Annotated in this window: 12 protein-coding genes; 5 read left to right on the top strand and 7 right to left on the bottom strand. The window is 34.2% G+C overall.

Annotated elements, in window-relative coordinates; translation table 11 throughout:
- Positions 1-119: 119 nt before the first annotated feature.
- The 3 genes from J3495_RS03685 to J3495_RS03675 all read right to left on the bottom strand — a co-directional run bounded on the left by J3495_RS03685 (position 120) and on the right by J3495_RS03675 (position 3,654).
- Complete coding sequence (locus tag J3495_RS03685; RefSeq protein ID WP_210665224.1) at positions 120-1,898, bottom strand: M56 family metallopeptidase; 1,779 nt, start codon at positions 1,896-1,898, stop codon at positions 120-122.
- 5 nt (positions 1,899-1,903) lie between these two features.
- The gene (locus J3495_RS03680) at positions 1,904-2,272 is read right to left on the bottom strand and encodes a BlaI/MecI/CopY family transcriptional regulator (protein WP_210665223.1); all 369 of its coding nucleotides are present in this window, start codon (positions 2,270-2,272) and stop codon (positions 1,904-1,906) included.
- Between the two features lie 167 nt (positions 2,273-2,439).
- Entirely contained in the window at positions 2,440-3,654 is a 1,215-nt protein-coding gene (locus J3495_RS03675) for an MDR family MFS transporter (protein WP_210665222.1), read from the bottom strand.
- Positions 3,655-3,751: 97 nt separating this feature from the next.
- On the opposite strand from J3495_RS03675, the gene J3495_RS03670 reads away from it, so the two are divergent.
- From J3495_RS03670 to J3495_RS03650, 5 genes are all read left to right on the top strand, one after another.
- Positions 3,752-4,351, top strand: coding sequence for a DUF1684 domain-containing protein (locus tag J3495_RS03670; RefSeq protein ID WP_210665221.1), 600 nt, complete (start codon positions 3,752-3,754; stop codon positions 4,349-4,351).
- Positions 4,351-4,998: a TatD family hydrolase gene (locus J3495_RS03665; RefSeq protein WP_210665220.1), complete on the top strand. Its 648-nt coding sequence runs from the start codon at positions 4,351-4,353 to the stop codon at positions 4,996-4,998. The genes J3495_RS03670 and J3495_RS03665 overlap by 1 nt, the downstream gene beginning before the upstream one ends.
- A gap of 92 nt (positions 4,999-5,090) precedes the next feature.
- A complete protein-coding gene (locus J3495_RS03660) occupies positions 5,091-5,807 on the top strand; it encodes a tRNA threonylcarbamoyladenosine dehydratase (RefSeq protein WP_210665219.1) in 717 nt (238 codons plus the stop codon).
- A gap of 101 nt (positions 5,808-5,908) precedes the next feature.
- Positions 5,909-6,571 (top strand): HAD family hydrolase, encoded by a 663-nt coding sequence (locus J3495_RS03655; protein WP_210665218.1) that lies wholly within the window; start codon positions 5,909-5,911, stop codon positions 6,569-6,571.
- A gap of 71 nt (positions 6,572-6,642) precedes the next feature.
- Positions 6,643-7,485 (top strand): DUF2911 domain-containing protein, encoded by an 843-nt coding sequence (locus tag J3495_RS03650; protein ID WP_210665217.1) that lies wholly within the window; start codon positions 6,643-6,645, stop codon positions 7,483-7,485.
- A 468-nt stretch (positions 7,486-7,953) separates the two neighbouring features.
- Here J3495_RS03650 and J3495_RS03645 read toward each other — a convergent pair whose 3' ends face one another.
- From J3495_RS03645 to J3495_RS03630, 4 genes are all read right to left on the bottom strand, one after another.
- On the bottom strand, positions 7,954-9,684 hold the full coding sequence (locus J3495_RS03645) for a sodium:solute symporter (protein ID WP_210665216.1): 1,731 nt from the start codon (positions 9,682-9,684) through the stop codon (positions 7,954-7,956).
- 114 nt (positions 9,685-9,798) lie between these two features.
- Positions 9,799-12,330, bottom strand: coding sequence for a PIG-L family deacetylase (locus J3495_RS03640; protein ID WP_210665215.1), 2,532 nt, complete (start codon positions 12,328-12,330; stop codon positions 9,799-9,801).
- 583 nt (positions 12,331-12,913) lie between these two features.
- On the bottom strand, positions 12,914-13,405 hold the full coding sequence (locus J3495_RS03635; protein ID WP_210665214.1) for a hypothetical protein: 492 nt from the start codon (positions 13,403-13,405) through the stop codon (positions 12,914-12,916).
- 206 nt (positions 13,406-13,611) lie between these two features.
- Positions 13,612-15,396 carry a BamA/TamA family outer membrane protein gene (locus J3495_RS03630; RefSeq protein ID WP_317192627.1) on the bottom strand — a complete coding sequence of 595 codons (1,785 nt, stop codon included), beginning with the start codon at positions 15,394-15,396 and terminating at the stop codon, positions 13,612-13,614.
- Positions 15,397-15,426: the final 30 nt, after the last annotated feature.

Here is a 15,426-nt window from a genome sequence, read left to right as displayed (position 1 = left end):
TACTTTTTTGTGGTCAGTAGAATTATTTTCTGGCAGTAACATTCTTAAAAAATGCTTTTAACCCCAAAAAAACCAGTGTTTTTGATACACTGGTTTTTCTTTTTATTGTGGAATATAAATTAGGATTGTTTACTTTTTTTCTCCCTATTCTTCATCTCTTTTTCCTGTTGCTTCATTTCTTTTTCACGCTGCTTCATCTCTTTTTCATACTGTTTCATTTCCTGCGCATGCTGCTTCATATTTACATCATACAGTTTCATATCAGTGCGATATTGCTGAGAGTTGGCACCATATTGCTGTTCCATATATTGATTGTATTTCTCCATATCAGAATTAAAACTTTCCATGGCAATTTCATATTTCTCCATTTCTTTGTCAAAAATAGCAGAGCGTTTTTCCATGATTTCATCAACTTCTTTTTCGTAAGCAGACATATCAGGCTCAAAAGCTTCCATTTTTTTCTCGAAATCCGCCATTTCTTTCTCAAATTTTTTCATGGCTGCCTTATCGTTATGATTGACAGGAGGTGTTGGTGGTTTTGGCAGACCAGACAAATCGGGAACTGGAGGAGTTGGCATCGGACCCGTTGGAAAAGCAGGAGGAGTCGGTGGCGTCGGAGGTGTTGGTGCCAGTCCAGCAACATCATTACTTTGTGTAACTTTAGTTTCAAATGTGCGATTCTCGATCACAATAGGCTTATCAATTGCACCGTCGGTGACTACATTTATTTTTTTTCTTCCGTTATCTGTTGTAACAATGATTCCGCAGCTTTTTATAGGATTGTTTCCTTCTATTTGAATCGTTTGAGCCTCTCCAGTACCTTGCTCAATATCAACTTTTATTGCTGTCAATTCATTATCAGAGTTTCTTTTTACCTCAGAAATTACCACTTCAACATTATGATTTTGTTTTAATTTTTCGGTGATTTCTTTTAATTCCTGATCGGTTGTTGACTTTTTAATTTTGTAAATGTCAATTTCTTGTTTCTTTTCGGAAACTTCTTTGATTTCTTTTTTCTCCTGCGCTATAGTTTCAATTTGAAAAATTAACACAAAGGCCACAAGTGCCGGAATAATGGCATAGAACTTCAGATAGTTCCACTTTTTTGATTGATTTTTGTTTAACATGACAATTCGTTTTTTGATTAATGATTGATAAAAATGATTGGTAATGGCAACACAGCTTTCATGTGTTGTTATTTTTAAAAGCGTGTATTGATACGCTTTTTTGTCTGATATTTTTTTTGCAGCTTCACTATCTGCGATAAATTCTAGATTTTGCAAAATGGCTTTTTTGTAGAGCCACATTATTGGATTGAACCAAAATAACACACAAAATACTCTCGAAATCAAAACATCTATAGTATGATTTTGCTCGCTGTGTACTTTTTCATGTTCAACAATATTTTCTAATTCTGATGCGCTGTACATTGATGAGTTGTACACGATGTAATCAAAATAAGAGAAAGGGGCAATATTTTCATTGATATCAACAAATTTAAAATCAGCTTGTTGTTGCACTTTTTTTCCTTTTAAAACTAAATTTAGACTGTAAAAATCAATTCCAAATTTGATTAAAAAAGCGATAAAACCAATCACGTAAACGGCAAACATTACATAATCCCAATTGATTGTAAAACTTTCAATAGCAACAGACTGCGGAGCATTCATCTGTGGATAATTGGTGAACTGGGAAAAAGATGCAACAGGCGTGGGGTCTACCCAAACAATTTTGGTGTATATGATTAGTGGCAATACTATCGAGCTAATTAAACCTGCCAGTAAAAACCATCTGTTGCTGTTGAAAAAAGTGTCTTTTCGCAATAAAAAATAATAGGCAAAATAGAACAGCATTAGCAACCCACTAGACTTTGCGATAAAAATGAAAAGTGCTTCCATAGTAATTATTTTTCTTCTTTTGGACTTTCGATCATGGCCAGGATTTCGCGTAATTCTGCAGCAGAAATTTTTTCCTCTTTCGCAAAAAACGAAACCATACTTTTATAAGAGCTGCCAAAATAATTATCAATGGCATTGCTCATAAACCTTTTTCTGTATTCTTCGATGCTTACAATCGGGTAGTATTGGTGTGTGTTGCCAAATGCATTGTGACTCACATATCCCTTTTCCTCTAGATTGCGAACAATAGTAGAGAGTGTGTTATAATGTGGCTGATCCTCAGTAATCTCTGCTTGAACCTCTTTTACAAAAGCTTTTTTTAGCTTCCATAAAATGTGCATGATTTCCTCTTCTTTGTTAGTTAACTTTTGCATTTTTTTAATTTTAATTCAAAGATAAACTATTTTTTTAGTTACACAACTATAAAAATAGTTATTTAACTAAAAAAGAAGTTAAAAGAAAAGTATTAGGCATTAAAAATACTTCTAATTTATATTTAATTAAATGAAAATCAAGTACTTAATTACAAGTGAACTATTTTTTATAATTTTTCATCAATCAAGGCTTTTTTTATCCAGAAGCAGCAAGCTGTTGCGATAATACCAATAGAAGCCATAAAAAACCAGTTGGTTTGGTAACCCATTCGATCGATGATTTCAAACCCAACTTTAGAGCTGACAATGTGCGCCAAGCTAAAACTCATCGTATATAAGGCCATATATCGGCCTTCCTGACCTTTTGGTGCACGACTTAACGCAAAAGCATTCGAAAAAGGAAAAGCCAAGATTTCACCAATCGAAATAAAAATCATACTTATAACCAATATTCCGACCCAAACATTAAGTAGTAAGATGTAAAAACTAATGGCCATTATAAAAGAACCCCAGATAATAATTTTGATTTTTGGAATTCCTTTTCTATCAAGGAAACCAACGGTGGGCATTTCTAAAGCAAAGATTATTAGTCCGTTGAGTGTCATTAAAAGACCTGTTTGAAGTTCGGTTAAACCAAATTTTTCGTCATGATATAAAGGTAATGTTGTAAAAAGCTGAAAGAAAATCATAGCAGTAACAAAACTCACAAACAAGAAAACCCAAAATATTTTGTCATGAAAAACTGATTTTGTCTCAATAGAATGCTGCGATTGATCATTCTGAATTACTTTTTTCTTCTCTTTAACCAACAAAGCAAAAATTAAAATAGAAATAATGCACGAAGCACCATCAACCCAAAAAAGACCCGAATACCCGATCCCCATAATAATCAAACCACCTAATGCGGGACCCGCAGCAAATCCTAAATTTACTGCCAGACGCACTAAGCTAAGCGCTCGTGTTCTGTTTTCGGGCTTGGCATAAGCTCCCAAAGAGACAAACATAGCGGGACGAAACATGTCTGCAATGGTCATTAGTACAAACATAGCGCCGCAAAGCGCCCAAAATGTAGTTATATATTGCACCAAAAACAACGAAATTCCGCTGGTAAAAAGACTGAAAATCATTACTTTATAGAAACCTATTTTGTCAGATAACTTGCCGCCTAACCAAGATCCTAACATTGATCCTAAACCAAAAGCAACCAAAATCCAGCCAATTTGAACGTAATCAAAATGAAGCTCTTCTTTTAGATATTTGGACAAAAAAGGCAGTACCATTGTTCCGGCACGATTAATAAAAGTAACAACAGTAAGGATCCAGATTTCTCTTGTAAATCCTCTAAAGTTGTTAATATAATGGTTGAAAGCGGTTTTAAGCATTGCAAAGAGGAATTTTTCGGCAAAGTTAGAAAACTTTGTAACGTATAGCGGTTGCTGCTTTGTTAGTTTTGAACTATTTTTGCATAAATTTTTGAAGATGAAAAACTTATTTTCTTTTGTTATAATCCTGATGTGGAACTTTGGCTTTGCTCAGGCAAATTTTAGTAAAATTGAAGTTGAAAAATTCCAGAGCACCATTAATGCAGAATATACTGACGCTAAAACAAGTCCGTTGATGGAGGAAGATTTAAAAACCTTCAAAACCCTAGAATTTTTCCCGATCAATAAAAACTATTTTGTTGATGCAAAATTTGTAAAAGCAAACAACGAGAAAGTTTTTGAAATGAAAACTACGGGAAAAAGAACACCAAAATATATAAAATACGGAACCGTTTTTTTTATCATTGATGGAGTAGCATTGCAACTGAATGTTTATAGAAATATAGAACTTTCTAAACAGGAGGAATACAAAGATCATTTGTTTTTACCTTTTTCGGATGTCACTTCTGGAAAAGAAAGTTACATTGGCGGAAGATATATCGATTTAAAAATTCCAAAAGGAGATACAATCGCAATAGATTTCAATCAGGCTTATAATCCGTATTGTGCTTATAATCATAAGTATTCTTGTCCGATTGTACCCTTAGAAAATGATTTGAAAGTAGCTATAAAAGCAGGAGTTAAAGCATTTCATTAATGGATTTTTTTAATTTTCATACCCATCGCTTTACCAATCAACCTCTTATTTTGGAGTTGGTCAATCAATATCCTCACGAATTTGATAGTACAATTCTGTTTTATTCAATAGGGATTCATCCGTGGTATATTGATGAAAACAGAATTGATTATGATTTAAAAATTATAGAAGAAAAATTGCAAACTAAAAATTGTTTGGCAGTTGGCGAATGCGGCTTAGATAAGCGAATCGAAATTCCGCTGGAACAACAAATGAAAGTTTTTGAAAAACAGTTGGCTTTGGCCGAAAAATATCAAAAACCTGTTGTAATACATTGTGTAGCGGCTTTTCAGGAAGTAATAGCCATCAAGAAAAAGATGAAAATTTCGGTACCGATGATTGTACATGGTTTTTCTAAAAACAATCAAGTAGCACAACAACTGATTAAAGAGGGTTTTTATATTTCTTTTGGAAAATATTTGCTCCGTAATCCAGACTTAAAAACAGTTTTTCAGGAAGTTCCCATTGACAAATTTTTTCTTGAAACCGATACTATCGATGAAAGTATTGAACAGATTTATGAGTTAGCATCAGAATATAAAAACATCACAATCAGAGAATTGAAAGATGTTATTGCAAGTAATTTTAGAAAAGTATTTGAGAGATAAAATAGTCAGGCGGGTACCTTTAAACTTGAAACAGAGAAAACTTGAAACTAAAAAATAAACAAAAATAAAAATAAACAAAAATAAAAAAATATATGGCAGAATGGACGGAAAGAGCCGAGCTTTTATTTACAAAAGAGGGATTAGAAAAACTACAAAACGCTAATGTTTTGGTAGTTGGTTTGGGAGGAGTAGGATCGTTTGCAGCCGAATTTCTGGCACGAGCAGGAGTAGGAAGCATGACCATTGTGGATGGTGATGTAGTAGATATTACCAACATCAACAGGCAATTACCCGCTTTGCATTCGACAGTTGGCGAACCTAAAATAAAGATTGTCGGCGATCGCCTAATGGATATCAACCCAGAACTAAAACTTACTCGTGTGCAGGAATTCCTGTCGCCAGAACGTGCTTTTGAGATCGTTTCGCCTGATTTTGATTATGTTTTAGATTGTATTGACAGTATCACTCCAAAACTAAATCTAATCATCGCTGCAAAACGCAAAAGAGTCAAAATATTAAGCAGTATGGGCGCCGGCGGAAAAATGTTAGCCTCAAAAGTAAAAGTCACCGATATTTCTAAAACGATAAATTGCTATTTTTCTAAGACAATCCGAAGAAGATTGAAAGAGTTTAAAATCAATAAATTAAAAGTAGTTTTTTCGTCTGAAATTCAGGATACAAAAAGTTTAAAATTAACAGACGGGAAAAATTTTAAAAAATCCTTCTACGGAACAAACAGCTATATGCCCGGATTATTTGGTCTGCATGCAGCCGAAACCGTGATCAGACATTTACTTAAAAACGAGTAATGTTTGAAGTCTAAAGTTTCAGTTTTTGGTACAAAGCACTTGAAACCTGAAACAAAAAACTTATAATCTTAGTAACTAAGAACCTTAGCACCTAAAAAAAGATGATAAAAACAGTAATTTTTGATATGGATGGCGTAATTGTAGACACAGAACCTGTGCACCGTTATGCGTATTACCAACAATTTTCGGAGTTGAATATTGAGGTAACCGAAGAAATGTATACTTCGTTTACAGGATTTTCTACCCGCAATACTTTTCAAACCTTAAAAACTCATTTTCCGGAAATTGAGCACGAAGTTGAAGATTTGATTCAGAGAAAAAGAAGCATATTTAATGATGCTTTTGATACAAAAGAAGATTTATTTTTATTGGAAGGCGTAGAAAATCTTATAAAAGATTTGTATCAAAGCGGAATTCAATTGATTTTGGCCTCATCGGCATCAAAAGTTACTATTGACCGCGTTTTTACAAGATTTAATTTACATCAATATTTTACCGCTATTGTAAGTGGTGAAGATTTTCCGCAATCAAAACCCGATCCTGCTATTTTCCTGTATTCAGCCTCGCTGTCTGTGGCTCCAAAAGCGAATTGTATTATTATAGAAGACAGTACAAACGGAGTAAAAGCAGCCAATGCAGCAGGTATCTTTTGTGTAGGTTACAACAGCACTCATTCTAAAATGCAGGATTTATCAACTGCCGACCTTATTATTAATGATTTTAGCGAATTGAATGCTCAAAAAATAGCACAGTTACATTTCTGAATTATATAAAATTTAACATTTGTTACTTAATGGAATTTGTAAATTTGAAGAAAACTAAATAAACTAAGAAAATGAAGAAATTACTTATCGCATTGGCCATTGTTTTGGCTCCTTTTGCTACAGAAGCACAAATAAAAACTCCGCAAGCGAGTCCTAAAGCTATTGTAAAACAAACTGTTGGCCTAACAGATGTTGAAGTAGTATATTCAAGACCAGGATCAAGAGGCAGAGCTGTGTTTGGAAATTTGGTTCCGTTTGGAAAACTTTGGAGAACGGGTGCCAACGAAAATACGATTATTTCTTTTAGTGATGATGTCGTAATTGATGGAAAAACGCTAAAAAAAGGCAAATATTCACTTTATACGATTCCTAAAATCGAGAGCTGGGAAATAATTTTTTACACAGCCACAGACAATTGGGGACTACCGGAAAACTGGAATGAGGCAAACGTAGCGCTTAAAACTACTGTAAAAGAAGACGCTTTACCAACTCCAGTAGAGACATTTACGATCGGAATTAATGGTTTGGATCCTAATTTTGCATACCTCGAAATGGCTTGGGAAAACTCTCATGTTGCTCTAAAATTTGAGGTTCCTACCGCAAAAATAGCTACAAGCAGTATTCAGAAAACATTAGGCGGTCCTTCTTGGAGCGATTATTTTGCTGCTTCTCAGTACTTATTTCAAACAAACGGAAGCATTACTGAAGCTAGAACTTATATCGACAAAGCTTTAGAATTGAGTACTGAAAAACCTTTTTATGTTACCCGTTTAAAGTCTCTAATTCAGGCCAAACAAGGTGACAAAGCGGGGGCAATAGAAACAGCAAAAGTTTCGCTTGCAGCGGCAGAAGCAGCTAATAATCAGGATTATGTAAAAATGAACAAAGATAGTATTACGGAGTGGAGTAGATAAAACATACCCTATTTTATATTTATTGAAAATCCAAATTTCAGGTGCTTTGCTGCATGTTGAAATTTGGATTTTTTTGTCATGTTAAACTTTTATCAGCTACTAAAAATAGAAAGAATTATAGATGAGCATTATTAATTGCTGGTGAAGTATAAGGAGCTATTTCCTGCTGTTCCTTCCAAATCTTTTGCTTTTTGAAAGAAAAAAGCAAAAGGATTTTCCCTCCCATCAGGGCTAGGGCACTTGTTTTTCAGAGGTTATTAAACGGTAAAAGAACTTTTAAAAGCAAAAGATATTTTTGTGCCACGGTTTTGCGTGAGTGATAGGAGCAAGCTACCGAAGTAGCGCGGATAGCACGCCACCCTCTAAGAAAAGGCCTCATCAACGTTGCGTTCATGAGGCCTTTTCTTAGAGGGTGGCACGCCCTTATTATTACAATTTACTGCCGTAAAATTATGAATGTGTTTTGCTTTATGCTAAATCGGTTGTGACGGCTTGTTTTCTAAAAAAAGTAATTTGCATGAACAGCGAAAGGAGAATGGTAAGCATGGCGCCAATAAAATTGAGCCATAAATAACCCAGTTTTTCCTGACCACTAGGGTAAATATAAATCATAAAGTAATAAATTACAAAAATGGTAATTTGACTTATAATGGCACTGTAAAACATTGCTTTTTCCTGTACGCGGCGTAGGTAAAACCCAACCAAAAAGATGCCTAGAACGGTTCCGTAGAAAATCGATCCGATGATGTTAACCAACTGAATTAAATTTTCGAACAATGTGCCCACGCAGGCAAAAAGTATCGCTACGATTCCCCAAAAAAGCGTAAAAAATTTGGTAGCATTAAGATAATGCTTGTCTGATTTTTGAGTTTTGAGATTTCGTTTATAAATATCGATTGCTGTTGTTGATGCCAAAGCATTTAAACCCGAAGCAGTAGAAGACATGGCGGCTGAGAGAATAACGGCCAGCAACAATCCGATGAGTCCTTTTGGCAAATAATGCAAAATAAAGTGGAAAAAGACATAATCTTTGTCGTTGGTTTCGCTATTGCTGTCGGCTTTAGAAATGATTTCTTTGGCGCGATCGCGAAGGTCTTTTTCTTTGTTGGATAAAGTAACCAATTCTTTGCGCAGAATTGGGTTGTCGTAATCGAGATTTAACTGCTCAATATATAAAAGATTAATTACTTTTTTGTCTTCAGAGAGTTTATTGAGTTTGGTCTCTAAAGCATGATATTCGTCTTTATAAGCCGATTTTTCGATCACAATTTTATTATTGGGATTGAAATTTAGAGGCACGGGATTGAACTGAAAAAATACAAAAACCATGACACCCGTAAGCAAAATAAAAAATTGCATAGGCACTTTGAGCAAACCGTTCATGATAAGTCCCATTTGGCTTTCTTTGACTGATTTTCCGGAGAGATAACGCCCGACTTGAGACTGATCGGTGCCAAAATAGGCGAGAGCCAGGAAGAAACCTCCTGTGATTCCGCTCCAAAAAGTATATTTTTCTTCAGGATTAAAAGAAAAATCTACTATATTCATTTTGTCGTTGGCTCCAGCGATATGCATGGCACTCGAAATCGTCATGTCTTGCGGCAGATAATGTAATATTAGAAAAAAAGTGATAAACATTCCCGACATAATCACAAACATTTGCTGCTTTTGGGTGACGTTTACGGCTTTTGTTCCTCCGGAAAAGGTATAAACGATGACCAGAAGACCAATTACAATATTCATAAAAGTCAGGTTCCATCCTAAGATAGCCGACAAAATAATGGCTGGGGCATAAATGGTTAATCCGGTTCCTAAACCGCGTTGCACCAAAAATAAAATAGCCGCTAGAGAACGTGTTTTTACATCAAAACGTTTTTCTAAAAATTCATAAGCAGTATATACTTTGTTTTTATGATACATTGGGATAAAAGTCACGCAAATGACAATCATGGCAATTGGCAGTCCGAAATAGAATTGTACAAAACCCATTCCGTCGTGATATGCTTGCCCTGGAGTAGATAAAAAAGTGATAGCGCTGGCTTGTGTTGCCATCACCGAAAGACCTACCGTATACCAAGGAGTTTCATTATTTCCTAAAATAAAATCCTCCACACTTTTGCTTCCTTTGGTTTTCCAGGAGCCATAAATGACGATAAATAAAAGCGTAACAATTAGTACAATCCAATCAAATAGTTGCATAGTTTAAGAATATAATTGCATGATTAAGAAAAAAATTAAAATATAAACGGCGTTTGCTACCAGTACATAAGTGTAGCTTTTTTTCCATTTTTTAGTTTTTTTTGCTTCCATTATTTATCGCTTAATTTCTAGTTTAGGTGCTTCTACGGGTTGTTTCAACGAAATCATATTCGATAATAATCGAAAAGCTCCTGAAACGCCTTCCGGTAATTCTCTAAAAAAGCTCAACCCCGTGTAAATATAATATCCTTTTCCGTACGGAGCCACTAATAAAGCCCCTTTTTTGGCAGATTCTCCTTTATCATGCGAAGAAAGGATAGGAGTAAAAGCAGCATCATATTCGTTAGGGTAATACAAACCCTGTTCTTGTGTCCAGCCCTGAAAATCCTTTTCTGTTATTGTATTAGGTGTATTTAAAATAGGATGATGAGGCGCTAAGAATGTAATTTTTGCATTTTCATCCGTTACTCTATCAGCAGATATTTTTAAAGGAAAAGGCGCTATTTTATCGGTAATCAAACCATTTAGCGTATTGTATTGTACAATCATATTTTTACCGCTTTTTACAAAATCAAAAAGAATATTTTGCTTGTTAGACAATGCATTTACGGTATTATAAGTTCGAACTCCAGTCATTACAGCATCAAAAGCATCCAGTTTTTCGGGGGTAATTTCTTCTGGTTTCAGGATGGTTACCTTGTACCCCATTTGAGCCAGACTTTCAGGAACTTCATCACCGGCACCCATGATATAAGCTATTTTTTCTCCGTTGGTTTTCAGATCTAATTTGATGCTTTTGGATTCTGCTGGTTTTAAAACCATTTGCTTCGTTATATGACTGTAATTGATGATAGTTTGGTCCTTATCAAAACGCTTTCCATCAACAATGGCAACCGCTTTTGCAGTGGTTTCTTCTGGTTGTGAAGGAGCACTTACCTCAAAATAAAAAATTTGCTCTGTTCCTTTTTTATGTAAAGTAAACGGAATTTGTTTAGGCGAAATCATCCAGCTTTTTGGTAATTCTAGTTGCAGATTCCCTTTTATATTATCTTTTCCGGCGCGAACTTTTACGGGAATCATTTTAGTCTTAACGCCATTAAAAATTAGTACTTTTTCTAGGATCGAAGTCGTAACTTCTGGCACAATATCAAGAAAATTGTACATTTCTCCTTTTACATCGTCATTGTATTTGTAAACGACCGTACGTTCGAACGGAATTTCGGTTCCGTTAATTTTCACATTAAAAACAACTTTTACTTCTCTGATAATATCCGGAATTCCAATGCTTTCTTGGTTTAAAACGGTATACATACCTACACTTGCTTTATCTTTCAACCAATAAGGCTGTGTGTATTCCAGAGTAGCTGGAAGCTGTATTTGTGTTTTGAATTTCAGATCTTTGTTATTATGTAAAGAACTGTTTTGAGGAATAATTTTATGATCTGGTAATGACATTATACTAACTAATTCCATACCTACTGTACTGCGATTTATAGCTTCGAGAGTAAGGTTGACGATACTTCCTGGAGTAGCCTCCTGCTCTTGTACAACTGCTTCGAGGTACAAACCTGCACTTGCCGCAATGATATTTTTTATCGCTGCCAATTTAAGCGTTTTCCAGTGTTCATCTTCTAAAGACAGCATCATACCATATGCTTTTATCAGGTCAGGAATACTAGCCGACGGATTATTAAAATCGTATTTGTCGATGATTTTTGAAATTAACTCTCCAACTGCTTTACCATTTTTAATGCGGTTCCAAGTCGTGTCAATACCATCAAAAAGATTGTCTCTTTCTTTTGGATCTTCACCGTTTATTTGTTCTAAGTATTCCGTTTCATTTCCACGCGCTCCAGTACTTCCAAAACCTTGCGATTGGTGTCGACTGCGACTAAGTGCCGCAATTTCCTGATTGGATTTCCCGATTCTATTGTAGTAAACTCCAGTTTCCAGTTTAGTGAATTTTGATTTATTTGCAGCGTCAAATTTTTCCTGACTTCCGTAAAACCACCACGATGGATTAAAAAACTGTCGTTTTACCTGCCATGGTTTTACATATTGCAGTTGTTCAGGGTATTTTTTGGGATCATTTGTCAAATTAAAACTTTCTACACTCAACATAGCTGATGATGTATGATGTCCGTGTGTCGTGCCCGGAGAACGGTGATCAAAACGATTTATAATAACGTCTGGCTGAAATTTTCTGATGGTCCAGATCAGGTCTGCCAGAACTTTGTCTTTGTCCCAAATTTCCAAAGTTTCATCAGGATTTTTTGAAAACCCAAAATCATTCGCACGAGAAAAAAATTGCTCTCCGCCATCTATTTTTCGGGCTTCTATCAATTCTTGCGTACGAATTACGCCTAACAATTCTCTCAATTGCGGACCAATTAAATTTTGTCCGCCATCACCACGAGTTAATGATAAATAACCAGTTCTGGCGTTCATTTCGTTAGATAAGTAAGAGATCAAACGTGTATTTTCGTCATCGGGATGAGCTGCTACATACAAAACAGAGCCTAAAAAATTAAGCTTTTTTATTTGATTATAAATTTCTACCGAACTAGGTTTTTGTGGCTGTTGGGCAAAAGAAGATAATAGTCCTATTAAAAAAATAAAAAAAGATTGTGTTGCAATTTTAAGCATATCGTGAATAAATGTTTTTGTAATAGCTTCAAAAATACTAATAATATTCTTGTAGCGTATTTAAACGATATGTTAATGTTTGTCTTTTATTTGTTAACACAGAAAAAAATTAAATAATAAAAGCCGCAAGGATCACTAGCAGCTTTTAAAAAGAATTGATTTGTAAACAAATCTTGTGGTATTCTTAGGATATAAAATTTGAATTTTATTTTTTCAACTTATTTAATTTGTTTTTGCAACTTTCTTTACTAAATCAGGAGTTTGTAACAATTTATGTCTTGCTTTTTTTTGTATAATATTGATTTTTAATACTTTATCAATTTATTTTTCCAAAAAAAACAATTATCTCTACTATTAAAGAAATTTATTAAGTGCAAAGTTAATACATTAAAGACAGAAAAAACCTATTGTTAACGTTTTTTTCAACAAATTATTTTTTTAAATATCATTTTTTTTATTTCAGGAGTAAATTAACAATTCTGTCCATTATTTAAAAAAAATAGCAGCACCTTTTAACGATGCTGCTATTTTTTATGTATAATTGAAAAACTATGTAAACTTGATCAAGAAGAGGTTAAAATAACTAGTCTCTGTGATGTTTCCCATGTCCTCTATCATGACGATCATCGTGGCGATCATTTCTGCGGTCATCGCGACGATCATTTCGCTCGTGTTTGTAATGACCATTTCCTTTTCTTGGTTTGTAGCATTTTTGAGGTGCACCGTGGTATCCTTTGTAATATTTTACTCTGTGATTCTTAAAATATGTGTAAGGACGTCTTCCGTGATAATCATTCAAAACTACTTTATAACCTCCGTACAAATCATAATTTCTGTATTGTCTTGGTAAACGGCTGGAACGAATCCATTTTCCCCCTCCAAAATAAATAAATTGTGTAGCTCGAACATCATAATAGGCTTCGATATCAGGCAAGTAGTAATATTCCATTTCTGTGTAACCTACAGGTCCCCATTCTGGAGGAGAACCAATATTAATATTTACAGAAACTTGAGCTTGTGTGGCATTGGCAACCAAAAGAAATATTCCGAAGATTGTTAATTTTAGCGTTTTCATTTTTATTGTTTTTATGTTAATCTGTATGTGAATATTCATATACTGTGCCAAAATTAAAAAACAAATGCATTTTACTCTTAAAATTTAGTCTATTTGTTTATGAAATTTCACTATTTAAAAGGAAAAATACTGATTATTAAATATTTATAAAAACATTACGAAATTGTTTTTATTTGATAAAATACTACTAAAATTTAAAACAGAAGTTATTTATATTCTACAATTCGAGGTTTTCCAAGTCCAAAGCTTTGCATTCCAAAATCTGAATTTTGAAAAGTATTGGTTTTAAAGATATTGTCTCCCTGATTTGGAATCGTTGGATAGTAGGAAATCGAAAGCTGAAAAGAACTAAATACCAAATAGTCATTATTAATAGTGAGACCAAGGCTTAATTTCTGATAATATTTATTTTGCAATACGCCCACATTACTATTTCCTAAAACAGCAATAGAATAATTAAAAAACGGATTAATCCTAAATCCTAAAATTTCGTTCGGAGCGTACGTTTGTGTTTGTAGCGTTAGTAACATTTTGCTGGTTCCGTAAATTGCGGTGTTAAAACCTTGGATGCCATAATCTTCATTTATATTAAGCTGGTCGCCCATAGAACCGGCTCTATTAACACCTATTATAAATTCGGGTTTAATAAATTGCCTCAGTTTCCAGTTGCCCATTTCAATTAAGTTGGTAAAATAATTGGCTTGAAAAGAAAACGCTGTCTGATATGTTTTTGATTGATGAAAGTAGGTTCCGACTTCAAAATTGGTACTTAAAAATCCCCAGGGAAAATAATCTCCAAACGAAGCCTGCGCGCCTGCATAAGGACGCCAAATTTTATTTTTGTATTGATAGCCCAATGTAATTCCGTAAATTCTTCCAACGGGTACATCCTCAGGGTTTCCATTTCTAAAAATATAATTGTCTCTAACGAATTCACGGGTATTCAATCCAAATCCAAGCAACATTTGCTTTTCATCAGAAAAAAATTGAATCGAATCATAAGCAGGAAGTGGGCTTTCGACATAATCAACGTCTAACAATCGTGTTGCTAAAATAAGATTTGTTGTCCGCTCTTTTTTAGGATTATCACTGGTAACATCGAATGCTTTTGCGATCCAAAAATCGTGTACATTGTATTTGAAATTTTGATAAGCAAAACTCAAATCTGCAGCTTGCAAAGTATCTCGCTGGTATCTTTGCCCCAGAATGATACCGCCTGCATATTTTGTTAGAGGAGAATAAAACGGACGCTCGATAGCAATACTTTTGCTATAATTATTATCCAAATCAATTCTATATTTTACGCGAGTACTTATAAAAGTATTTTTGATATTCGGAATTGTATAGGTACCATCGTGACCATCGCGACCATCCTGAAATCTATTGGTAAAGCGATATTCTAATTGTTGCCCTGTACCAAAAATGTTTCGATCTAAAAAACCGGCATTAACTCGGGAACTTGATATAGAAAATCTTGGCAGTATGCTCCAGGCATCCAGAACACGAACTGTAATATCTATAGAATCGTTGGTGGTTGTAAGTAATTCTTCAGAGATAGTTACTTTACTCACATAACGTTGCGACCTGATAATACGTTCAGATTCTTGTACTTTGTAAGCATTGTAAGGTGTGTTTTTTTTAAAAAGCAATAAATTTTGTATGGCAAATTTTTTGGTTTTGAGATGAAATTTATTGCCGTTTCTTTCTCCCCAATTTTTAGGAACGACAGTAGAATCAGTATCTGAACGACCAAAAGGATCAAGCGTTACGATTCGGATTTTTCGAATAATTTTGCCCTCAAATTTCGCTGTATCTTTTATGATTACAGGAATTTGACTGGTTTTAGATTTTGGAGATCGAAAAATTACTTTCTTAAAGAATTTTGCTGCTTTAATCTTTTTGGCTCTTTTTTTTATCTCAGAATACGTTTCTGTTTTGTCTTTTTCTTTTTTAGTATCTTTTTCTTGCGATAATACTTCATTAGAGTACATGCAAAGTAAAATAAAAAACAATATTTTAAA

This window comes from Flavobacterium geliluteum, from assembly GCF_017948595.1.
In the GTDB taxonomy this organism is placed as follows: Bacteria; Bacteroidota; Bacteroidia; order Flavobacteriales; family Flavobacteriaceae; genus Flavobacterium; species Flavobacterium flavipigmentatum.
This window is presented reverse-complemented; position numbering and strand designations above follow the sequence as displayed.

Coding starts and splice junctions, on each gene's coding strand:
- J3495_RS03635 (WP_210665214.1), bottom strand. CDS start 13,405: ATGAAAACGCTAAAATTAACAATCTTCGGAATATTTCTTTTGGTTGCC.
- J3495_RS03685 (WP_210665224.1), bottom strand. CDS start 1,898: ATGGAAGCACTTTTCATTTTTATCGCAAAGTCTAGTGGGTTGCTAATG.
- J3495_RS03645 (WP_210665216.1), bottom strand. CDS start 9,684: ATGCAACTATTTGATTGGATTGTACTAATTGTTACGCTTTTATTTATC.
- J3495_RS03630 (WP_317192627.1), bottom strand. CDS start 15,396: ATGTACTCTAATGAAGTATTATCGCAAGAAAAAGATACTAAAAAAGAA.
- J3495_RS03665 (WP_210665220.1), top strand. CDS start 4,351: ATGGATTTTTTTAATTTTCATACCCATCGCTTTACCAATCAACCTCTT.
- J3495_RS03670 (WP_210665221.1), top strand. CDS start 3,752: ATGAAAAACTTATTTTCTTTTGTTATAATCCTGATGTGGAACTTTGGC.
- J3495_RS03660 (WP_210665219.1), top strand. CDS start 5,091: ATGGCAGAATGGACGGAAAGAGCCGAGCTTTTATTTACAAAAGAGGGA.
- J3495_RS03675 (WP_210665222.1), bottom strand. CDS start 3,654: ATGCTTAAAACCGCTTTCAACCATTATATTAACAACTTTAGAGGATTT.
- J3495_RS03640 (WP_210665215.1), bottom strand. CDS start 12,330: ATGCTTAAAATTGCAACACAATCTTTTTTTATTTTTTTAATAGGACTA.
- J3495_RS03650 (WP_210665217.1), top strand. CDS start 6,643: ATGAAGAAATTACTTATCGCATTGGCCATTGTTTTGGCTCCTTTTGCT.
- J3495_RS03655 (WP_210665218.1), top strand. CDS start 5,909: ATGATAAAAACAGTAATTTTTGATATGGATGGCGTAATTGTAGACACA.
- J3495_RS03680 (WP_210665223.1), bottom strand. CDS start 2,272: ATGCAAAAGTTAACTAACAAAGAAGAGGAAATCATGCACATTTTATGG.